This is a genomic window from Symbiopectobacterium sp. Eva_TO (assembly GCF_053848865.1).
The window spans coordinates 3935277-3956897 of sequence record NZ_JBSPEY010000004.1 but is presented as its reverse complement, the minus strand read 5'-3'; the positions used below and the strand labels follow the sequence as shown (position 1 = coordinate 3956897).

The following is a 21621-nucleotide window of genomic DNA, read 5'->3' as shown; positions in this document are numbered from 1 at the left end:
TCCGGGATGACGAGGGGTAAAGTGACTTTTTGGATGGGAATCTGCACTTCAGTAAAAAATTACAACACGCGGTTATTTATACAGATCCGCGCTGATGGTCATATTGCTGCCTTTGTTAAACCACTGCTTGGTAATGTGGTAGTACTTGGCACCCTTGTCGGCGGCACGTTTTGCCACCGCTTCTGACACATCTGTCGTTCCGTTGAAGTTGCCACGGAAGGTGATGGAGTCGAAGGGGGTCATCTGTGCTGCGGTGGCCTTGTTTAATTCCTGAATACTTTTGCCATCGGCCAAATTCACCGTATAGCGTCCGCCTTTAGATGTCTGCGTTTCGTAGAAATTACCCACGTTACGGCTCGGTCTGCCAGACATGGCAACGCCGGGGATTTCCACTTTAGCCGCCGCTTCACCACCTGCGGCTAGGGCTGCGCGGCCCGCGTCAGAGTCAGCGGGGATCACATCAGTGCTCTGCACCACACGTTTCGGCGCATCGGCTTTATAGACATAAGCGGTGATTTTCTGGTTAGTGCCAGTGCTGTTGATATCGACCTGGCGCACGATAAAGAAGGAGGCGGCATTCTTTTCTTTAGCGGCTTTGGCGATGGCAGCATTGATGTCAGGCTGGGTAGAGAAATACCCGCTGACCGATACGGTATCAAACGGCTCCAGATGGTAAGCATCATATTGCGGCAGTTCGCGAATGCCATCAAAGGTGCGCTGTACCGGAGTAGCATCCACTTTCGGTGCCTCTTTATGGTACAGGTCGACATAAACCGTCTGACTGTTGCCTCGGTTTTGTTCGTTGATCGCCTGAATGTAAAACGCATCAGCTCCGGCTTTGTCGGCACGTTTTGACGCTTCAGCCACCGCGTCAAAAATGGCGTCAAAACGGCCACTAAAAGAAATTCGATCGAACGGTTTTACCGCAGCAGCCTGCTCGGGTGTCAATTCCTGTGCCGCGTGGGCAGAAAAAACCGCGAGAGAGAGGAGGGTAGACGCGATAACGCGGGTCTTCAGCTTCATAAAAAATCCTTTCGCCTGACGCATGGAAGGTTGCGACAAAAAACGTCATCACCTGATGACACAACGTGGTGCCGATTATGGCACGTAATCAGCGCGTTCGCCTCAGCATTTTGTCTGGCGGCGGCGTATCGTCAGGGGGTGAAGCATTCGCGGCACAAAAAAGGGAATAATACCCATTAATGATAATTTGCGTGCGATAAGTGAAGTAATAACAACCTTGTAACAAGCGAGTTTTGTGAATTACCGCTAAATACGTTTTGGAAGATAATGATAAAAACTAGGTAGATAGCGGCGGCTTTTCTCCTGAATTCGAGCCATTCGCCGAAGTTTGCTAAGCATTTGCAGGAAAGTGATTTTATATATGGATCATCGATCTCATTTTCAGTAGGTTATATGTCATTGCCTTGTGATTGTTGATAACAGAACGTTGCGCAAGCATTGCCGGGCAATCGAGTTATCAGGTGGGGTGACAATAAAAACTTCGTATAAATAAGCGATAGGGAATCAGTATGCGTATTGGTATACCAAAAGAACGGTTGGCCAATGAAGCGCGTGTCGCAGCAACGCCGAAAACGGTGGAACAGTTGCTGGAACTCGGCTTCGAGGTCTCAGTAGAACGTGACGCGGGCAAATTGGCCAGTTTCGACGATGCCGCTTATGCCGCTGCGGGCGCAGCGATTGCGGAACCGGCGGATGTCTGGCAATCCGATATCATTTTCAAAGTTAACGCGCCGTTGGAGGATGAAACGGCGTTGTTGCGTGCAGGCAGCACGCTGGTGAGCTTTATTTGGCCCGCTCAGAATCCGGCATTGCTGGAAAACTGGCAGAGCGTCAGATTACCGTGATGGCAATGGATTCTGTGCCGCGTATTTCTCGTGCGCAATCATTGGATGCCTTGAGCTCCATGGCCAATATTGCCGGTTACCGCGCCATTGTGGAAGCCGCCCATGAGTTTGGCCGCTTCTTCACCGGTCAGATTACCGCTGCCGGTAAAGTACCGCCAGCCAAAGTGATGGTGATCGGTGCGGGCGTTGCCGGACTGGCCGCTGTCGGTGCAGCAGGCAGTCTGGGAGCGATTGTGCGTGCGTTCGACACCCGCCCGGAGGTTAAGGAACAGGTGCAGAGTATGGGCGCCGAATTCCTTGAGCTTGATTTTGAAGAAGAAGCGGGCAGCGGTGACGGCTATGCCAAAGTGATGTCCGAAGCCTTTATCAAAGCGGAAATGGAACTGTTCGCCGCGCAGGCAAAAGACGTCGACATCTACACTGATTTACCGAGCCGTTTACCGACACAATCTTCACAGCTGTATGCCACTAACCTGGTTAACTTGTTGAAGCTGTTGTGCAAAGAGAAAGACGGCACCATCACCGTTGATTTCGATGACGTGGTGATCCGTGGCGTTACCGTGGTGAAAGAAGGGGATGTCACTTGGCCGGCACCGCCGATTCAGGTTTCTGCTCAACCGCAACAGGCCAAGGCGGCCGCTGCTGCGCCAAAAGTAGAAGCGACACCGGCTTCACCGTGGAAAAAATACGCGTTTATGGCCCTGGCTATTTTGTTGTTCGGCTGGCTGGCCAACGTTGCTCCGAAAGAGTTTTTATCGCATTTCACCGTGTTTGCGTTGTCGTGTGTGGTGGGCTACTACGTGGTGTGGAACGTCAGTCATGCGTTGCATACGCCGCTGATGTCCGTTACCAATGCGATTTCGGGCATTATTGTGGTGGGGGCGCTGTTGCAGATCGGTCATGGTGGATGGGTGTCGTTCTTCTCCTTCATTGCCGTACTGATCGCCAGCATCAATATATTCGGTGGTTTCACCGTCACCCAGCGCATGCTGAAAATGTTCCGTAAAAACTAAGGGGTAACACATGTCTGGAGGATTGGTTACAGCTTCATACATTGTTGCCGCTATTTTGTTTATTTTCAGTCTGGCAGGGTTGTCAAAACATGAAACATCACGTCAGGGGAATATCTTTGGCGTTACCGGGATGGCGATTGCGCTGATTGCCACCATTCTCGGGCCGAATGCCGGAAACGTTGGCTGGATTATTGCCTCGATGGCGATCGGTGGTGCTGTCGGTATCTACCTGGCGCGTAAAGTCGAAATGACTGAAATGCCGGAGTTGGTCGCCATTCTGCATAGCTTCGTTGGTCTGGCTGCTGTATTGGTTGGGTTTAACAGCTTCCTGGATCACGGTGAAATCACCGATCCGGTGATGGTTAATATCCATCTGACAGAAGTGTTCCTCGGCATCTTTATCGGTGCGGTAACCTTTACCGGTTCCGTGATGGCCTTCGGTAAACTGCGCGGCATTATTTCATCCTGCCGCATCGCCATAAAATGAACCTGGCCGCGCTGGTCGTGTCGTTCCTGCTGCTGTTGTGGTTTGTGAATACCGGTAGCGTGGCAGGACAGAGCATTGCACTGCTGTTCATGACCGCCATTGCACTGGTGTTCGGTTGGCATCTGGTGGCATCCATCGGTGGTGCTGACATGCCTGTGGTGGTGTCGATGCTGAACTCCTATTCCGGTTGGGCGGCGGCGGCGGCGGGCTTTATGCTCAGCAACGACCTGCTGATCGTTACCGGTGCGCTGGTCGGTTCTTCGAGTGCGATTCTCTCTTACATCATGTGTAAGGCGATGAACCGTTCATTCTTCAGCGTCATTGCCGGCGGATTTGGTACCGATGGTTCTTCTACCGGCGCCAGCGAAGAAGTGGGTGAATACCGTGAAGCGTCGGCGGAAGACGTCGCGGAACTGCTGAAAAACTCCACTTCGGTCATCATTACGCCGGGATACGGCATGGCGGTGTGTAGTGGTCAACTAATATTGGCCACCGCATTAGACTGTATGTAGAACAGTCGCTCAGATTCGTTTGGAGTTAAGCCGCCGTTATACCAGTGAGGCCGGATAGCGCTGTAATACCCCGTGATGTAGCGGATAATCGCGTCCTGGGCTTCGCTGAAGCTGTTGTAACCCTTTGTCGGCACCCATTCTGTCTTCAGGCTGCGGAAGAACCGCTCCATTGGCGCATTATCCCAGCAGTTACCCCGCCGACTCATACTCTGCTTTATCCGGCAGCGCCACAGGGCTTGCCGGTATTGACGGCTGGTATAGTGGCTGCCCTGGTCGCTGTGGAACATGACTCCTGTTGGTTGTCCCCGGAGTTCCCAGGCCATCTGCAACGCTTTAACTGTCAGCGCCGAGTCCGGCGACGTCGACATGGCCCAGCCCACCGGTTTGCGGGCGAACAGGTCTAGCACCACCGCAAGGTAAGCCCAGCATTTGCCCGTCCAGATGTAGGTCACATCGCCGCACCAGACCTGATCCGGCGCGGTAACCGCGAACTGGCGGTTGAGATAGTTCGGTATTTCAACGTGTTCATTGCCGCCGCGTTTGTATTTGTGAGCCGGTCGCTGGCAGCTGGCGATACCCAGCTCCTTCATCAGCTTGCCAGCCAGCGCCCCATTTTGACACCAGAGCTGCCGGTGACGATGGTCGCGATACTTCGAGCGCCGGCAGAGCCGCCGCTGGCGTTCCAGGCTTCCATGACGCGACTACACTTAACCACGCGCTCACCGTCGGGTTCATTAGCGGAAGCCTGCCAGTGCCTGTAGCTGCTGCGATGTACCTCAAAAGTTTGGCACAACGCCGTGACCGGGTATCGCGCCCTCAGCCTGTCGACTACCGTGAACCGTTGAGTGAGTCCGACATTAAGAGCGCCGTAGCCTTTTTTAGGATTTCGTTCTCCATTTCAAGGCATTGGACTTTTTTCTTCATCTCACGCAGCTCGAGCTGTTCAGGGGTAAGAGGAAGTCCCGTTGGCGTTTTTCCCTGTCGTTCAAGGCGAAGCTTATTGACCCAGCGACTAATGGCTGACATTAACCGCCTCTGCGGCCTTAACGTATGTGTAGCCGTGGTCGACAACCAGCTTTGCGGCTTCGAGCTTAAATTCCGCCGTAAAATGTTTACCCATGAGGTCACCTGTCGTGTTGATGAGGTGAGCATATCACCTCCGATCAGGTGGCCAGTATCAGTGTGCCACTACACGGAGCCTTCATCGAAAAACACATGTTCTACTAATTGGAGTCATTACCGTTTACTGCTGCTTTATTTGCCTTGCCCGTTGCTGCCTTTGCCCATATCGGGGCGGATGATGGCGCCCACCATGTGACTGGCTTTGTGCAGGGGGTTATCCACCCGCTTACCGGCCTCGATCATTTGTTTGCCATGACGCTGGTCGGTGTGTGGAGCGCCATGAATACCCAAAAATGGTGGCTGGCACCGATCTCCTTTGCCAGTCTGTTGCTGGTGGGCGCACTGATTGGGATGGCGGGGCTGGTTGTGCCGGCGACCGAACATATTGTTGCCGCCTCGCTGCTGGTTCTGGGGCTGATGGTGGCCATGCAACTGAAACTGTCAGCCGCCACCGGCGCTGTGCTGGTTGGCGCTTTTGCCCTGTTTCATGGGCTGGCGCATGGCGCAGAGTTGTCTCACTCATTCGCCGCCTTGTCAGGGATGGTGGTCGCGACTGCGCTGCTGCACATCGGAGGGCTGGCGTTGGGCTACGCCATGCTGGCGGCGAAACGCAGCGTGTGGTGGCCGCGCGTTATTGGCGCGGGCTCTGCGCTGCTTGGCGTAGGGTTGTTGAGTGGCTTCTTTGCCTGAGTGTTTTTCTTGATGACGACTCAGATTCCCACCGTCTGATGCGGTGGGATATCGGATTTTACAACACGGGCTAACCCACCTCGTTATACACATCTCTGTTCGTGCCTGAGCGCGCGTAGCGTTTCGGCGGCCGTCATGACTTTCTGCAAGCCTTTCCAGATAGTTTTTGCGCCTGGTTCACCGTCGCCTTTTCGAGCAAGAAAGCCTCCGAGTTGCGCAACTAAGCGCAATACTTCGTTTAGCTTAGGGCGGCCCTTGGGCATACGCTTGTTCATCAGTAGGTAAGCGCCATGAGTCTCGTCGGAATCAAAGAACAACATTGCGTCTAGCTCTGGACAGGTTCGTCCCATACGCATTAAATAGGCGATGCGCCATGCCACGATCATGAACAGCGCCAATGCCCGCTCAATGCGATCCACGGTCGATAACTGTAACGCTTCGACACAGCAGCCGTTCTTCAGCACATTGAAGAACATCTCGATTTCCCATCTAGCCCGATACCAGTCGATCAGCTCCACGATATCTTCTCGTCCTTCAGGTACGCGATTGCTCAGCAACCGCCACTCGACCGGCTTCACGCCTGCTGGCGGCTCAATTTCCTTGGCTATCACACAAGTCACTGCCAACCCGCAACGCAGCGACACTCGCTTCACGCGCAGCGCCTGTTTCACCGTACGCGCCTTCTGCCCCGCGCGAGCCGCCATAACGAATTGGATTTCTCCCACCGGCACGGTCTTTCCAACCTTCTGCCAAAGCTTCTCATTACAGTCCAGACTGCGATTATGAGTCGAGCGGATCAACCAGTCAGCCGGAGTGCCAAGGTCATCAGCGAGCTGCATCAACGCCTTGATATCCGCTTCGCGATCGGCTAAGTACACCAGACGTGTGTTTGGCAACTCCGAGGCGAGTTCAGCAACTCGCTCGTATCCCTCGAGCCAGCGCGTACTCTCCTTGATCCCATCGCGTTTTCCGTCTGCATCCTTCGGCTCTCTTGCCCACATCCACGCATCCAGTACGCCCAACCCCACGCGATCCGGACTGACCGCGTAGGTCGGATGCAGATACAGACCACGCCTGGCTTCGTAGTTCAAGGGACCCAAGCCTTGGATTTGCTGCCCGTTGAAGTCAAGCTCGGTAGTGTCTTGGATACACAGCACAACCTCGTGTTCTCGGATCCTTTCCTGCGTACGCTGCCAGTGAGGTTGCAGAATGTCTCGCCATTCGAATGCTTGGTTCTCCATGAAGCGGTAAGCACCCAGCGTCTCAGACCATCCGAGGCACGCATGCGGAATGCTGGCTTGCGGATTCTCAGCCAGCCGTATCAAAAGCCCTTTGGCACGCTTATTGAGCCTCGTGTCACCAAGATTTACCCCTTCCAGTTCTTGGTGTGCCCAGCCATCTGAATCCCGTGTCATTTTTCAGCGCCGTAAATGGCGATAGTACACGTCGGTTTCACTTCATTTACAACCCCACTGGCTGCCTATTTCAGCCCGCTAACCCTTGGCATATAAGGCGTTGCGGACTTGTGTATAACGAGGTGGGGCTAACCCAGTGACTGTTATCGTATAATTATCTGAATTTAAAGGAATATTGCCATGTTGCCAGCAGTGACTTCCGAATCTATCGCTCTGTTACCCCTTTATCCCCGCGATCGGCAGCACGCTGCCTTGACGCCCGCCTCAGTGATGAATCAAACCCACCTCAGGCCGCATGGACACTTGGTTTATCGTTTTCAGGATCGGTTCTTCTGGTGTGAGCATGATGATGTTTCCTCGCTACGCAGTCGGGTGAGTTATATCAATACGCTGATTAATCATATCCGGCAGACGATGCCCAACCGGGATCAACCGCTGACGCTGATTTCACTTGGCGCAGGTGGGTTGCTGATGAAGTCCTTTATTCATGTGCAGTTGCAAGGCAATGGGTATCAGGACATCAACTGGCGGGTGATCGATGTCGAATACGGGCCTGATGGAACTCAACGCTGTCTTTCACATCGCGACAGTCTTGATGCCTTTGTCGCGTTAACGAAGGAAAAACTGGCTGTTTACGGTTCTGACCAACGCTATTTTAATACTTTTATGGACGGGAACGGTGCAACGAATGACAGAGGCCGCGGCGCTACCGTGCTGCTGGGCATTGATCCGCCTACTTCATCGTCACAGGCTTTGGGCATGGCATGCTTTGATCCGCAAAGTATGTCGGTCAAGGGGCGCCCCGTTGAAGATATCACCGACGCCAATTGTCTCTATTTGATCGCCTGCGATCCTGAATATAAAGAGCAGGTACACCATGCGATAGCGGCGCTGGCACGTGGCGATCGCGTAGTAACCCTAGGCCACCTCGTTATACACATCTCTGTTCGTGCCTGAGCGCGCGTAGCGTTTCGGCGGCCGTCATGACTTTCTGCAAGACTTTCCTGATAGTTTTTGCGCCTGGTTCACCGTCGCCTTTTCGAGCAAGAATGCCTCCGAGTTGCGCAACTAAGCGCAATACTTCGTTTAGCTTAGGGCGGCCCTTGGGCATACGCTTGTTCATCAGTAGGTAAGCGCCATGAGTCTCGTCGGAATCAAAGAACAACATTGCGTCCAGCTCTGGACAGGTTCGTCCCATACGCATTAAATAGGCGATGCGCCATGCCACGATCATGAACAGCGCCAATGCCCGCTCAATGCGATCCACGGTCGATAACTGTAACGCTTCGACACAGCAGCCGTTCTTCAGCACATTGAAGAACATCTCGATTTCCCATCTAGCCCGATACCAGTCGATCAGCTCCACGATATCTTCTCGTCCTTCAGGTACGCGATTGCTCAGCAACCGCCACTCGACCGGCTTCACGCCTGCTGGCGGCTCAATTTCCTTGGCTATCACACAAGTCACTGCCAACCCGCAACGCAGCGACACTCGCTTCACGCGCAGCGCCTGTTTCACCGTACGCGCCTTCTGCCCCGCGCGAGCCGCCATAACGAATTGGATTTCTCCCACCGGCACGGTCTTTCCAACCTTCTGCCAAAGCTTCTCATTACAGTCCAGACTGCTATTATGAGTCGAGCGGATCAACCAGTCAGCCGGAGTGCCAAGGTCATCAGCGAGCTGCATCAACGCCTTGATATCCGCTTCGCGATCGGCTAAGTACACCAGACGTGTGTTTGGCAACTCCGAGGCGAGTTCAGCAACTCGCTCGTATCCCTCGAGCCAGCGCGTACTCTCCTTGAGCCCATCGCGTTTTCCGTCTGCATCCTTCGGCTCTCTTGCCCACATCCACGCATCCAGTACGCCCAACCCCACGCGATCCGGACTGACCGCGTAGGTCGGATGCAGGTACAGACCACGCCTGGCTTCGTAGTTCAAGGGACCCAAGCCTTGGATTTGCTGCCCGTTGAAGTCAAGCTCGGTAGTGTCTTGGATACACATGATGTAGCCCCCTGTAACACCAGACGGTAGCTGTATCTCCAGATAAGAGATAGGCTTAGATATATGTCTAACAATCATGCTAATTTTGAAATGACCGGGATCCTGTTAGGGCAAGAAGTCCGTAAGCGTAAAACTCCGCAAGAGAAAATCGCCATCATTCAGCAGACAATGGAGCCGGGGATGAACGTCTCCCATGTAGCCCGCCTGCATGGCATCCAGCCCAGCCTTTTGTTTAAGTGGAAGAAGCAATACCAGGAAGGAAGCCTCACCGCCGTTGCGGCCGGAGAAGAAGTGGTTCCAGCTTCGGCGCTGGCGACTGCCCTCAAGCAGGTCCGGGAGCTACAGCGCCTTCTGGGTAAGAAGACGATGGAAGTTGAGATCCTCAAAGAAGCAGTGGAGTACCGCCAGTCGCGAAAATGGATAGCGCACGCGCCCTTGTTGCCAAAGGACGGGGAATAGCTCTGGTCAGCCGCGCCATGAGCGTGTCGCGTGCGCAGCTTTCACTGCGGGTTAACCGTTCTGCCGACTGGCTGGACAGGCGCAGCAACCGGCGTAATGACGAAGCTGATGCTGAGATATTATCGGACATCCTCCGTATCATCAGCGACATGCCCAGTTACGGTTACCGCTGAGTGTGGGGTATCCTGGGTAAGCAACGTCGTGCAGAGGGACTTCCACCGGTGAACGCCAAACGGCTTTACAGGATAATGAGCGAGCATAACCTGCTGTTGTTGCATGATAAAACTGAACGTCCGAAGCGGGAGCATAAAGGCAAAATCGCGGTAGCAGAGAGCGATATGCGCTGGTGCTCAAATGGCTTCGAGTTCGGTTGTGACAACGGCGAGAAGCTGCGGGTGACGTTCGCACTGGACTGCTGCGACCGGGAGGCCATAGACTGGGCAGCGAGCACCAGGGGTTATGACAGTTCAACCGTGCAGGATGTGATGCTGAGGTCGGTGGAAAAACGCTTCGGTAGCGCGCTGCCGGATAAACCAGTGCAATGGCTGACGGATAATGGTTCAGCGTACACAGCGCATGAAACGCGGAAGTTCGCCAGAGAACGGAATCTGGAGCCCTGCACAACAGCAGTGAGCCGTCCACAGAGTAACGGCATGGCAGAACGGTTCGTGAAGACGATGAAGGAAGATTACATCGCCTTCATGCCAAAACCCGATGTGCGAACAGCGCTGAAGAATCTTGCAGCGGCGTTCAATCATTACAATGAAAACCATCCGCACAGTGCGCTGGGATACAACTCCCCAAGAGAATATCGGCGCCAGCGGGCATCGTTAACTTAAGATACAAAAGCTGTCCGGAGATGGTGGGTCAAGATCAGTGTCTTGGATACACAGCACAACCTCGTGTTCTCGGATCCTTTCCTGCGTACGCTGCCAGTGAGGTTGCAGAATGTCTCGCCATTCGAATGCTTGGTTCTCCATGAAGCGGTAAGCACCCAGCGTCTCAGACCATCCGAGGCACGCATGCGGAATGCTGGCTTGCGGATTCTCAGCCAGCCGTATCAAAAGCCCTTTGGCACGCTTATTGAGCCTCGTGTCACCAAGATTTACCCCTTCCAGTTCTTGGTGTGCCCAGCCATCTGAATCCCGTGTCATTTTTCAGCGCCGTAAATGGCGATAGTACACGTCGGTTTCACTTCATTTACAACCCCACCGGCTGCCTATTTCAGCCCGCTAACCCTTGGCATATAAGGCGTTGCGGACTTGTGTATAACGAGGTGACCCTAGGCAGCATCTTAAAATGCCATGTCAACAAATTCGGGCGTTGTGAGGTGTTGTCGACGCAATCGCCAAGAAGTCTGATGATGAAAGAAGCCTGTACGCTACTTCTGGAGCAAGCAAAAACCACGCAGGCATCAACGTCGGCTCTCGAAATGACGTTATCAGATATCAAGCGCACCGTTGAGCGCTATGTCGCAGCGATGGCAGATGAAAACGATTTGTACTACGCCCTGTGCTGCGTGTCTGATTACGATGTCAGTCTGGCACGATTGCGCGATTACATCATTGATACCCTGTACTCATCATTACTCGCCACACTGGAGATGAACGCGATCCATACTGAAAGCTACCGGTGAACGGCCTGATGTGGAAGTTTTGCCCCTGCATTCAGCAGGGGCGGGGCACTTATTTTGCGCCAGAGGGGGTGGGCTTGAAAATTTGCAAAATGGCACCCAACTGTTTGCGCTGTTCAGCATCCAGTTCGCCACCGGCTGAATGCCCGGCATTTTGCAGAATCAGGGTATTGAGCCCAACCAGCCAGTCATACACGTAAAATGCCGTATTGTTGGTCGGCGTGAGCGATAACTTGGTCAATCGCTTGGCGCTACCCCAACTGACAGCCTGTTTTTCCGGCTTGGCGAAGATTTTTCGTCCACGGTTGATGCGGCTTTCCGGGCGCTGTTCCTCGGGCATGTTCTGGAAGCTTAACCAGGCGATATAATCGCCGAGTACCGTCAGGGCGCGAGAAACCTGACTGTCGATCTCATTGTCCGTGTAGGCGCTGGGGTGATCGTCCTGGTTCAGCGTCGCGTGTAGCGCCTGATTGATGCCTTGACGCAGGCCGGCGGTGATGACTTCTTCCATCAGCATTTCCAGCGTCGGTTTACTCAACCCGAGCAATTCAACCAGCGGTCCGTTGTCTGGCAGGTTGCGCATATGGTTTATCCAAAAGCGCAAGACCTGACTGTCAAAGGTCGCATTGGTATCCACATCGCTCGGGGCTTGGGACTCGTCAGTCTGTGTCACATCCAGCGGTGTGTCGCTGAATAAATCGATATCCATACCGATGCCGAAAGGATCGGCGTTGGTCATGGCACTAATGTTATCCAGGGCCGGATGAGTTACATGGCTAACGCCGGATTGACGCTGCTGTTGGTAAAGACGGCGTAACTCATCCCGCGTCGGCAACATGCGCTCCAGCAATTCGCCGTGTACGCCCGGTCGCGTCTGGAGTGATTTCAACACGGATTCGGCCACTTTCTGCTTTCTCATCGCCGAAATTTCACTGTCAGACTGATACCAGCCGCCGAGGATGTGTTCGAACAGTTCATTTTGCATGTCATGCAATTGTTCTGACAGTCGCGCAAGCTTGTTTTCCCGTTTGACTTCGGTATTCAGCCAGTTCGCCATGCGTTTTACACCGCGTTCGTCCGTTGCCAGCATGGTTCCCCAGGATTCTGCCGGATTACCCACGTAACGTTGAACGCCTTCATCGTAATGGGTGTTGTGTATGACACGCTGATCGAATTTTGTTACCGCACAAATCAAGCCGGGTTTATGCTGACTACGCTGCTGCGCGGTTTCCCCCTGCGTCTGTTTCACCCAGTAGTCGAGCGCTTTACCGACTGCTTTGACATCAGCGCGCCGATCTACCGCCGTGCAGATCATCAACAGATTGATGGCGTGCTGCTCGGTGTACCGTTCCAGTAAATAGCTGGTCTTGGCTTGCAGCAGGTTTTTTATCAGCACCGGATAACGTTGCACTGCGCCGTGCTCGCGATCGCTACTGGAAGCGACGTGTACGTTGCTGAGCGAATTGAAGCCTGGAATATCAAGCAGGTCGACTTGCTCAAACAGCGGCTCACGCGTCGGTGACTGTAGTGTCACCACCAGTTCAACGGCGAGGAAAGCCAGCTCCGCCAGAGAAAGCTCAACCGGTTTACTGGCCCGATTATTGATGATTGGGCGCACATGCACGCTGGGATCGGACGAGGTATTGAGGTAGGCGACGCTTGACAAGTTCATGATGCCATCGGTAGGCAGCAAGACGTCATCGACCAGTACGCTGAGCGGTGCCAGCACTTTATAGCTGTAATTCAGGCGCTGTAGCGTATGCGCAAACTGGCGATAGGTCGCCGTGTACTTTTCTTTGCCTTGCCACAACACTGAGAATAACCGCGCCCGATCGTCAATAGTTAACGCCGGGGTAAGGGCGATAGCGGCGGGCCAGAAGTCATATCGTTATACACATCGTTCTAACGCACTGTTTAATCAATGAGTTACGGGTTTATCTCAGAGTGGCATTTTGAACCTCAAAAAGCCAATGGGATGGCTTGAATGCCTTAATTCACGGGGTTCTGAGCATCCTGTTCAAAAAATGGCCAAAAGATGTGTATAACGATATGGCCAGAAGTGGGTCTCAAGCCATTTTTGCCGTTTGTCATCGTGACGCGCCAGGCTGTCCCACAGGGCAATGACTTCATCACTGCTGAATCCCGGGATTGTCTCGGGCTGACGATGCATCGCCAGCAGCGCCATCTGCTCGACGAGTTGCTGTTCATCTTCGGCCAAACTACGGGGAGACGGAGGTGCAACGGTCGTGGACAAATACGCTTGTGCCAGAATATTGACGATGTCCGCTTCGCTTAACAACAGCAATTGAACCGGATAGGTAGCGTTTTTTACGCCTGGCTGGCGGGTAAAGCGGGTTATCAGTCCGGCGAGTTGGTTTTCAGGATTAATATGCGCCTGATAGTCCAGGGTATGGCCGCCGAGATCGCTCTCCAATCGACCATTTTCGCCTGCGGCTAATGCGGAAATCAGGTAGGTTTTGCCTTCCTGTGCCTGACCGAACAGCCCGATGGCCATCTCTTTTCCGGCGCTGTCTGCCAGCCGTTGTGCCTTGTTACTATGACGGCGTAGTTTGATGGTTAGCGTATCGGCTTCCATCTCCAAACGCGGTGAGCGGGGACGGTTGGTCTCTACCCACTCAATGGCCTGCTCGATACCTTCTGATGCGGCAGTCAACTGCGTGGTTAACCGGGGCGAAAGTTGTTTTGGCGTCAGTGCTCTCATTTGCTGAATACGCTCCCGCTGTCGATCCAGTAGTGTGTTGCGACGGAATCGCTGTCAGCCAGCGTGTTAAGCCGCAGCCGCAGATAGTGAAGTGGAACCTTGCTGCCATCTTGTAGCGTGGCGTCGGCGATTTCGAAACGTTCTGGCGTAGGTTGCCCCGCCTCGCGCGCGACCGCCAAACGCAGATGCAATACGCTGTCACCCGCAAGCTTGCGGGCCAGTGGTTGATCGATAATGGTCAGCGTGTAAAGCGGCGTAGCGGGCCAGCGCTCGTTATCCAACTGACGGAAACCTAGCCCAATACCGCCGCGCACCGAGAAGTAGCCGCGTTTATCCAATTCAAAATCGGCGGCATCTAGATCTATATCGCTGTAATAAAGGTTATCCTGCGTTAACTGTTGGTTGGCATCGATCATGCCTAAATAGCGGATAGTGGAGTAGGGTTCAAAATCCCCGGCTTTGAAATAAAAGCCCGGCAGGCGCAGGTCCAGAGCCAACAGGCACAGCATGGCGCCGACTGCCGCGGTGGATTTCGGGTTCTCGATACGGCCGAATTTATTGAACGGATACCAATCGCTGGTGTGGTAGCCATCCAGTGACACAATACGGCTGATGGGCAACGGCTGAAGGTAATGGAACAGAGCCTGTATGCCGGGGAAACGCGACGGACGGCCGGTAAGCAGCAATACATCGCAATCATAGAGTGCCACCACCTCGCACAGTGAACGTAAATTTTGCGTGATACTGATGCGGTTGGATAAGAACTCGCCGTGCAACTTGCTCAGCCGAACGATAAGCGGCGTGTGTAGAATATCGAACGCGGCAGCATCCGCCGGTTGTTCACGCTGGATTTCGCCGTTTAAATAGTCCAGCACCTTGCCGGTCGGACGCTGTGGCAGTAGCTCACCAAAGCTGGCTTCCAGTTCGGCACTCATGTCGAGCGGATCGAATCCTTCATAGGCTTCGAAGATCGCACGCCCAATCGGCATCAGGATTTGCAAGGTGGACTGCTGACGCAGGGTTGATTGACCATCCATACTGCCCGCGTTACCAAACAGCTTGTCCATCAGGCTGTCCGGCGTGGCGATCCCGGCTTTTTTCAGTGACGCATTCAGTGCAGGCAGCACACGTTTTTCCGGTGTATGCGCAACCACCGGTTCTGAGGTTATCGGTTTACCAGGCACGCCAGCGCGGAATTGCCACACCAGCGCACCCGCGAGTGCCACTCCCGGTGCAACCCACCACCAGCGACGCAATGCGGATTTCCTTGATGCCGTCGGTGGCATGGCCGGAATCGCCACCTTGGGTGCTTCTTCGGGCTCGTTTTCTGGCTCAACCGGTAACGACGCCGTTTATGCATAGACGGCGGCAGCGTTGGGTTGTGGAATGGGCGGTGCAATCGGATCGACCAGCGGTTCTGCCGTGATGACCGGTAAGGCTTCGCGCAGGCATTCTAAGGCGTCAGTTCGAGGTTTTTGGTCAAGATTAATAAACCCCCAAAAGGTGATGACGGGGCTGCCACCGACCAGATAAACGTAATTTGCGGCGGGGAATTGGAACGCCTTGGCGAGCAGGGCACCAAATCGTTGCTGCGCCGCACTGTCTGATGCCAACGCACGTTCACTTAATGCTGCAACGGTAGTCAGGCAGGTTTGCAACAGTTTGTTGTCGCCGTAAACGCAGAGTTTCTCGCAACTGAAGAGCCGATGCATACACCGGTTGCCCATTTTCGCCCAGCGCAAAAAAATCGGCCAAACTTCCGCTGCGTAGTAATGATTTTGCCAAGAAAGAGACCTTATTAAATGGAAGGTTAAAATCTGAAATCAAATCAGTTTACTATAAAATGTACTTTAAACCGGAAATGGCAATGTCAAACGGATAAAGAAACGACAAAACCACTAAATATTTGACCTATCAACGCCGTTTCTTGGGTTTAGCGTCGCGTATGGGCAGTTTTTTTCTATGGGCTGTCGTTTTCCAAGTATGCCGCGCCTTGTGATGCGGGGGGAAGGAAACTGACGTCTTTTCGGGCACAAAGGGCATCCACCATAACGGTGGGGTGGATAATGAATGACTGTCCACCAATTCACCCAGACGTGAGCAAAGCATCTGAACGCCTTTCTGAGCGGCCAACGCGCAGCTGCGCTGTACGGGTTCTGTCCAGTGGTGCAGTGACAGCGTAAACATGCCCCAGTGAATAGGAACAAAGGTGCGCGGTGCCAGATCGAGTACCGCTTGCAGGGTTTGTTTCGGTGTCATGTGAGAATCTGGCCAGCGCCAGTTGTATTGACCATTCTCGACAAACGCAAGATCGATAGGTCCAAAGCGTTCTTTGATGGCCGTGAAGTGGTCATCGTAGGCGGAGTCTCCGCTGTAATACAGCGTTTCATGCGGGCTTTGTAGCACCCAGGAGCACCAGAGCGTGCGGTTATGATCGAAGGGGGTGCGCCCGGAGGCATGACGCGCTGGCGTCGCAGTTAATCTCAGAGTCTTCCACGCGCATTCCTCATACCAATCCCGTTCGGTAATGCGCTCTGCGCCAATCCCCCATTTTTGCAGGGTCTTTCCCATGCTAAGCGGAGTAACAAAATGGGTTTTCTTATCGCGGAAAAAATCGATGGTTACGCGGTCCAGATGATCGTAATGGTTGTGTGAAAGCACGATCACATCGATAGCGGGCAACGCTTCCATCGGGACCACCGGTGGTTGAAAGCGTTTGATGCGAAAAGGAAAGGGGGCTGCGGATGCAGAAAAAACCGGGTCGATCAGTACGGTAACGCCATCCATGTTCAGTAACAGACTGGAGTGACCAAACCAGATGATGCGAGTTTTATTATCAGGTTTGAGAAACTCCCGCCAATTTGGCGTAACTTCTGGCAACCGCTGTTCCGGCATACGGGATCGTGCAGTAAACAACAGGCGCCGGAGTACCGAAAGCCGTTCACGCCAGCCCATGTGCAGGTATACGCTGGGCCGCACGTTGTGAAAACGCTGGTCAGTCGTAGAATAGTGGGGAGGCGTGGTGTTCGATATCGCCTTTTCGGTCATGGTATCACTCCGCCTTAAGGTGAAATTGTGCTGTCTGAGTAAAAAAGCCACATGACAGCGTCATGTGTGTTTAGTATGCTAAACAAACCGTGATTGACGATGACATAACAATATCATTATTTTATCTCAGGTAAGACAGGGTGCGTTATCCAGTAATAAGTTATTGCTCATTTGTGGCACCGGCTGGCTGTTTGATGCCATGGATGTCGGGCTATTATCTTTTGTTCTGGCGGCGCTGAAACTGGAGTGGGGGCTCTCCGCCGCGCAGTTAGGGTTGATAGGCAGTGTCAATTCCATTGGTATGGCGGTTGGCGCGTTTGTTTTCGGACTTTATGCCGATCGTAAAGGGCGCAAATCTGCCTTTATGATCACGTTGTTGATGTTCAGCATCGCCAGCGGGTTAAGCGCCTTTGCCTGGGGATTTGGCAGCCTAATGGTGTTGCGCTTCTTTATCGGCATGGGATTAGGCGGCGAACTGCCGGTGGCATCTACGCTAGTCAGTGAAAGTGTGCCCCCGGAAGAGCGAGGACGCGTCGTGGTGCTACTCGAAAGCTTTTGGGCTGTCGGCTGGCTGCTGGCCGCGTTAATCGCCTACTTCCTTATCCCCTTGCCGGGTGTCGGCTGGCGCGGTGCGATGATCCTGTGTGCATTGTCTGCTTTCTACGCGCTATACCTGCGTTTTCGTTTGCCGGATTCGCCGCACTATCTGCAACTGAGCCAGAAAGAGAAAAAAAGTGCTTTTCGCCATAAGATTGCTGCACTCTGGGCACCGGAGCAACGGCGTGCCAGCGTGATGCTGTGGATTGTCTGGTTTTGCGTGGTGTTTTCCTATTACGGCATGTTCCTGTGGTTGCCGAGCGTGATGATGCTCAAAGGGTTTGATATGGTGAAAAGTTTCGGTTATGTGCTGGTGATGACGCTGGCACAGTTACCCGGCTATTTTACCGTTGCCTGGTTGATTGAACGTGCAGGGAGAAAGGTAGTACTGATGGTCTATTTGCTGGGAACGCTGATCAGCGCCTATTTTTTCGGCATTGCGACCAGTGCCCCACAACTGCTGCTCTCCGGCTCGCTGCTGTCGTTTTTCAACCTCGGGGCCTGGGGGGCGCTCTATGCCTATACGCCAGAACAATACGCGACATCGATTCGTGCTACCGGAGCAGGAATGGCAGCGGCAGTGGGGCGTATCGGTGGGATTTTTGGCCCGCTATTGGTTGGCGCTCTAGTCGCAAGCGCCGTGCCCATCAGTGGTATTTTTGCCTTGTTTAGTCTGGCAATAGTGCTTGCTGTCTTTGCGATTATGCTGCTGGGGCAGGAAACGCGACAGAGTGCACTGTAGCGCCTAGCATCGAATGAAAAACGGGAGCCAGGTGGCTCCCGTTTTTTTTGCCTGTTTTACAGAAACGTTTAGTGCAATAGGGTTAGCTTCTAAGGTGACAATGTCACTTATTGGAGGTTAAAAAAGGTAATTAATCCTTGGAAATGCTATAAAACGATTAAATATCGCAACGGTTTAGCGATGGTTTAATAGCAACCGCGTAACCATTATTAGAATAAAGTGCCTGTTTACTTGCTTATCGTAATGTTTGTTGCTGTTAATGATCGCCAAGGAGGTGAATTTTTCTATGATATTCAATTCTGTTTCGTCAACCACTCGTCCACATGGGCTGAAATTGCTCACCGTGGGGTTACTGGCATTGATTGTGGCCGGATGTTCTACGCCGCGCTCAACGTTAGTCGATCGCGGCGATTACATCGTGGATACCATTCATCCGGCTAAAGGCCAGAATGAGCGTGTCCGATTTCTGATTCTACATTACACCGCGCTGAATGATGCGCGTTCGCTAGAGGTGTTAACCCAGGGACAAGTCAGCGCGCATTATCTGGTTGCGAAAAATCCACCGCTGCGGGATAAAAAACCCGTAGTGATGCAACTGGTGCCAGAAGATATGAGAGCCTGGCATACGGGTGTCAGTAATTGGAATGGCCGGGTAAATATCAATGACTCTTCGGTGGGCATTGAGATTGTTAACCTCGGCTTTACCGATAACATGCTTGGCGTTCGTACCTGGTATCCTTACAATGAAACGCAAATTACCGCGCTTGCTGCGCTGACCAAAGACATTATCAAGCGTAACAACATCACGCCGGATAATGTTCTGGCGCACAGCGATATTGCACCGCTGCGCAAACAGGACCCTGGAAAACTGTTCCCTTGGAAACGGTTTGCAGAGATGGGCGTCGGTGCTTGGCCTGATGATGCAACGGTGCACAAGTATCTAGCCGGGCGGCAGCCGAGAGCGCCGACGGATGTGTTGACGCTTCAGAAAGCATTACATCAATATGGTTATGATAAAATTCCGCAAAACGGTGAGTTGGATAAAGAAACACGTTTGACCATTAGCGCGTTTCAAATGCACTTCCGCCCATCTGATATTGAAGGTAATGCCGATGCACAAACGGAGGCGATTGCCAAAGCGCTGGTGGAAAAATACCGAACCTGAACCCGTGACTACCCTTTCTACTGCCAAGGAATTGCTCAAACATGCTGAATTATCGACGTTGCTTTTTTCTGCTGTGTTTGGTGTGTGGAGTGCTGGGGTGCAGTAGTAAGGGTAAAATCATCCCTCCCGCTGTGGTTGAGGCTCCCGTCCACGTTTCTCCGGCTATGCCGGAGAACGTCAAAGGTGTTTGGCTAACCACGCTTTCTGGCCTTGACTGGCCTACACCTGCGTTAAGTGATGAGCCGTCAGATGAGCGCCGCATTGCGTTACAAAAACAGGCGCTGATCGACAAGCTGGACAATCTGGTTAGCCTGGGTGTTAACACGGTCTTTTTTCAGGTAAAGCCGGACGGCACAGCGCTATACCGCTCGGCATTACTGCCGTGGTCTGATGTATTAACCGGTGTGGTGGGCAAAGATCCCGGGTACGATCCTTTGGCCTTCATGTTGTCTGAAGGGCATAAGCGTGGATTACGCATTCACGCTTGGCTCAATCCCTACCGTGTGACCAGCAATGCCCAGCCGAAAACCGTGGACGCGCTGCGCCGCACTCTTAGTGCGTCGCCCTCTAGCGTCTATGCGTTACACCCAGAATGGATACGTACGGCGAGCGATCGGTTTGTGTTGGATCCCGGTATCCCAGAGGTGCGTCAGTGGATCACCAATGTGGTGGTGGAACTGATTAACAACTACGCCGTGGATGGTATCCATTTTGACGATTACTTCTACTACGAAACCCCCGCGTCCCGTTTGCAAGACGATGCTACCTATAGGCAGTATGGACAGGGGTTTGTCGTCAAAGGGGACTGGCGGCGCAATAATACGTTGCTATTGATTGAGCAAGTATCGATGGCAATCAAAGCGGTCAAACCGCAGGTTGAGTTTGGCGTCAGTCCAGCTGGCGTGTGGCGCAATGCGGAGAATGACGCTCGTGGTTCGGATACGCGCGGTGGTGCGGCCTATGACATCTCTTATGCAGACACTCGGTTGTGGGTAGAACGTGGCTTGATTGACTATATCATCCCGCAAATCTACTGGCCTTTTTCACGAGAAATCGTCCGTTATGACACACTGGTAAAATGGTGGGCAGATGTGGTAAGGCCAACAAAAACGCGCCTCTACATTGGTATAGCACTGTATAAAGTCGGTGTACCTTCACAAAAGGAGCCTGATTGGGCGAGGGATGGTGGCGTGCCTGAACTGCGGCGACAGTTGGCGCTCAATGAAGCGCTGCCGGAAGTGAAAGGTAGCGTGCTCTTTCGTGAGGGATTTATTCATCAACCTCAAACCGTACCGGCGGTGGATTACCTCAGAAAGCACTGGGGTAAATAGCGGTAAAAACGACGTTGCGGCGAAAAGCCGCTATATTTTCTGTTGTAGAACAGACTATCCGACGCACATTTGCAAAAATAGATTTTATCGCGTGCGGCAGGATTTAAACGTCGTGTTAACCCTAAGCAGGCCACCATGAAAACACCTGTATTTTCCGATGATATGTTGCTGAACCGCATGTTGCTGTTAGCCGCATTAGCTATCGTCATGATGGGAATCCATCTGGCGGCATCCATCCTCTCCATCATCCTGCTCTCCCTGTTTTTGGCTATCGTGCTTGAGCCGGTAGTGGCGCTATTGTGCCGTACTCGCTTACCGAGCTCTCTGATTGTGGTGTTGCTGGGCGGTGTATTGTTGATGCTGCTGGTTTACGTCCTGCTCAGAATTGTGGCGGCATTGCTTGAGTAAAATCAAATGAGCTTGCAAATGCGCAGTCTGCTGACGCGTCAGCTTACCGTCGGTATTGCACCGTTGCAGAAATTGGGGCTAACGCTATCGCCGGAAGCGGCGATGTCGCTGATTGATCCTGAGCAATTTCTTGGGCTGATCACCCGCATGCTCAGCCACGTATCCAGTTTTTTTCATCGGCACTGGTGGTGTTTCTGACTGTTATTTTCATGCTGATTGAGGTGCCGGTATTAGTAGAGAAAATCCAGCGGTTGTTTCGCGCGGAGTCCTCTGGCATGAAAGCTGTTCGCCGCGGCATTGACAGCGTGACGCAGTATCTGATGCTTAAAACGCTGATGAGCGTGTTAAACGGACCCTGTACATAAATTTGTGTAATTGCCTGATTTTGATATGTTCAATTCAACATC

General features: G+C 53.1%; 14 protein-coding genes and 8 pseudogenes. 12 read left to right on the top strand and 10 right to left on the bottom strand.

What is annotated here, in order from left to right; genetic code table 11:
- Positions 1-72 precede the first annotated feature (72 nt).
- Entirely contained in the window at positions 73-1023 is a 951-nt protein-coding gene (ydgH, locus tag ACWWJF_RS23275) for a DUF1471 family protein YdgH (RefSeq protein WP_455871229.1), read from the bottom strand.
- Positions 1024-1532: 509 nt separating this feature from the next.
- Here ydgH and pntA point away from each other — a divergent pair.
- Both pntA and ACWWJF_RS23265 read left to right on the top strand, forming a co-directional pair.
- Positions 1533-2881: pseudogene (gene pntA / locus ACWWJF_RS23270) on the top strand (Re/Si-specific NAD(P)(+) transhydrogenase subunit alpha).
- 10 nt (positions 2882-2891) lie between these two features.
- A pseudogene (locus ACWWJF_RS23265) lies at positions 2892-3859 on the top strand (NAD(P)(+) transhydrogenase (Re/Si-specific) subunit beta); the annotation flags it as partial.
- On the opposite strand, the pseudogene ACWWJF_RS23260 reads toward ACWWJF_RS23265, so the two are convergent.
- Positions 3844-5000 (bottom strand): annotated as a pseudogene (locus ACWWJF_RS23260) (IS3 family transposase). The pseudogenes ACWWJF_RS23265 and ACWWJF_RS23260 overlap by 16 nt on opposite strands.
- A 107-nt stretch (positions 5001-5107) precedes the next feature.
- On the opposite strand from ACWWJF_RS23260, the gene ACWWJF_RS23255 reads away from it, so the two are divergent.
- Positions 5108-5692 carry a HupE/UreJ family protein gene (locus tag ACWWJF_RS23255; RefSeq protein WP_455870693.1) on the top strand — a complete coding sequence of 195 codons (585 nt, stop codon included), beginning with the start codon at positions 5108-5110 and terminating at the stop codon, positions 5690-5692.
- Between the two features lie 83 nt (positions 5693-5775).
- Here the strand turns inward: ACWWJF_RS23255 and ACWWJF_RS23250 are convergent, their stop codons facing one another.
- A complete protein-coding gene (locus ACWWJF_RS23250; protein WP_455868936.1) occupies positions 5776-7107 on the bottom strand; it encodes an IS4 family transposase in 1332 nt (443 codons plus the stop codon).
- A 180-nt stretch (positions 7108-7287) separates the two neighbouring features.
- Here ACWWJF_RS23250 and ACWWJF_RS23245 point away from each other — a divergent pair, with 180 nt between their 5' ends.
- Positions 7288-8064 (top strand): hypothetical protein, encoded by a 777-nt coding sequence (locus ACWWJF_RS23245; RefSeq protein ID WP_455870277.1) that lies wholly within the window; start codon positions 7288-7290, stop codon positions 8062-8064.
- Here ACWWJF_RS23245 and ACWWJF_RS23240 read toward each other — a convergent pair.
- Positions 8039-9112, bottom strand: a pseudogene (locus tag ACWWJF_RS23240) (IS4 family transposase); the annotation flags it as partial. The gene ACWWJF_RS23245 and the pseudogene ACWWJF_RS23240 sit on opposite strands and share 26 nt — an antisense overlap.
- Before the next feature lie 87 nt (positions 9113-9199).
- On the opposite strand from ACWWJF_RS23240, the pseudogene ACWWJF_RS23235 reads away from it, so the two are divergent.
- A pseudogene (locus tag ACWWJF_RS23235) lies at positions 9200-10407 on the top strand (IS3 family transposase).
- On the opposite strand, the gene ACWWJF_RS23230 reads toward ACWWJF_RS23235, so the two are convergent.
- The gene (locus tag ACWWJF_RS23230; protein ID WP_455870278.1) at positions 10399-10722 is read right to left on the bottom strand and encodes an IS4/Tn5 family transposase DNA-binding protein; all 324 of its coding nucleotides are present in this window, start codon (positions 10720-10722) and stop codon (positions 10399-10401) included. The pseudogene ACWWJF_RS23235 and the gene ACWWJF_RS23230 sit on opposite strands and share 9 nt — an antisense overlap.
- 110 nt (positions 10723-10832) lie before the next feature.
- Between ACWWJF_RS23230 and ACWWJF_RS23225 the strand changes: the two genes are divergently transcribed.
- The gene (locus ACWWJF_RS23225) at positions 10833-11204 is read left to right on the top strand and encodes a hypothetical protein (RefSeq protein WP_455870692.1); all 372 of its coding nucleotides are present in this window, start codon (positions 10833-10835) and stop codon (positions 11202-11204) included.
- A gap of 49 nt (positions 11205-11253) precedes the next feature.
- On the opposite strand, the pseudogene ACWWJF_RS23220 reads toward ACWWJF_RS23225, so the two are convergent.
- From ACWWJF_RS23220 to ACWWJF_RS23200, 5 genes and pseudogenes are all read right to left on the bottom strand, one after another.
- A pseudogene (locus ACWWJF_RS23220) lies at positions 11254-13071 on the bottom strand (virulence factor SrfC family protein); the annotation flags it as partial.
- A gap of 147 nt (positions 13072-13218) precedes the next feature.
- Positions 13219-13875 (bottom strand): virulence factor SrfC family protein, encoded by a 657-nt coding sequence (locus ACWWJF_RS23215; protein ID WP_455870691.1) that lies wholly within the window; start codon positions 13873-13875, stop codon positions 13219-13221.
- Between the two features lie 44 nt (positions 13876-13919).
- Positions 13920-15050, bottom strand: a pseudogene (locus ACWWJF_RS23210) (virulence factor SrfB); the annotation flags it as partial.
- Between the two features lie 285 nt (positions 15051-15335).
- A pseudogene (locus ACWWJF_RS23205) lies at positions 15336-15708 on the bottom strand (SrfA family protein); the annotation flags it as partial.
- A gap of 129 nt (positions 15709-15837) precedes the next feature.
- On the bottom strand, positions 15838-16971 hold the full coding sequence (locus tag ACWWJF_RS23200; protein WP_455870690.1) for an MBL fold metallo-hydrolase: 1134 nt from the start codon (positions 16969-16971) through the stop codon (positions 15838-15840).
- A 199-nt stretch (positions 16972-17170) separates the two neighbouring features.
- Between ACWWJF_RS23200 and ACWWJF_RS23195 the strand changes: the two genes are divergently transcribed.
- The 6 genes from ACWWJF_RS23195 (at position 17171) to ACWWJF_RS23170 (ending at position 21579) form a co-directional block, all read left to right on the top strand.
- Positions 17171-18310, top strand: coding sequence for an MFS transporter (locus ACWWJF_RS23195; RefSeq protein WP_455870689.1), 1140 nt, complete (start codon positions 17171-17173; stop codon positions 18308-18310).
- A 286-nt stretch (positions 18311-18596) separates the two neighbouring features.
- Positions 18597-19475 (top strand): N-acetylmuramoyl-L-alanine amidase, encoded by an 879-nt coding sequence (locus tag ACWWJF_RS23190; RefSeq protein ID WP_455871228.1) that lies wholly within the window; start codon positions 18597-18599, stop codon positions 19473-19475.
- Between the two features lie 41 nt (positions 19476-19516).
- Positions 19517-20806 (top strand): glycoside hydrolase family 10 protein, encoded by a 1290-nt coding sequence (locus ACWWJF_RS23185; protein ID WP_455870688.1) that lies wholly within the window; start codon positions 19517-19519, stop codon positions 20804-20806.
- Positions 20807-20983: 177 nt separating this feature from the next.
- Positions 20984-21214: a hypothetical protein gene (locus ACWWJF_RS23180; protein ID WP_455870687.1), complete on the top strand. Its 231-nt coding sequence runs from the start codon at positions 20984-20986 to the stop codon at positions 21212-21214.
- Between the two features lie 18 nt (positions 21215-21232).
- Positions 21233-21412, top strand: a complete 180-nt coding sequence (locus tag ACWWJF_RS23175; protein WP_455870686.1) for a hypothetical protein — start codon at positions 21233-21235, stop codon at positions 21410-21412.
- An 11-nt stretch (positions 21413-21423) separates the two neighbouring features.
- Positions 21424-21579 (top strand): hypothetical protein, encoded by a 156-nt coding sequence (locus ACWWJF_RS23170; RefSeq protein WP_455870685.1) that lies wholly within the window; start codon positions 21424-21426, stop codon positions 21577-21579.
- Positions 21580-21621: the final 42 nt, after the last annotated feature.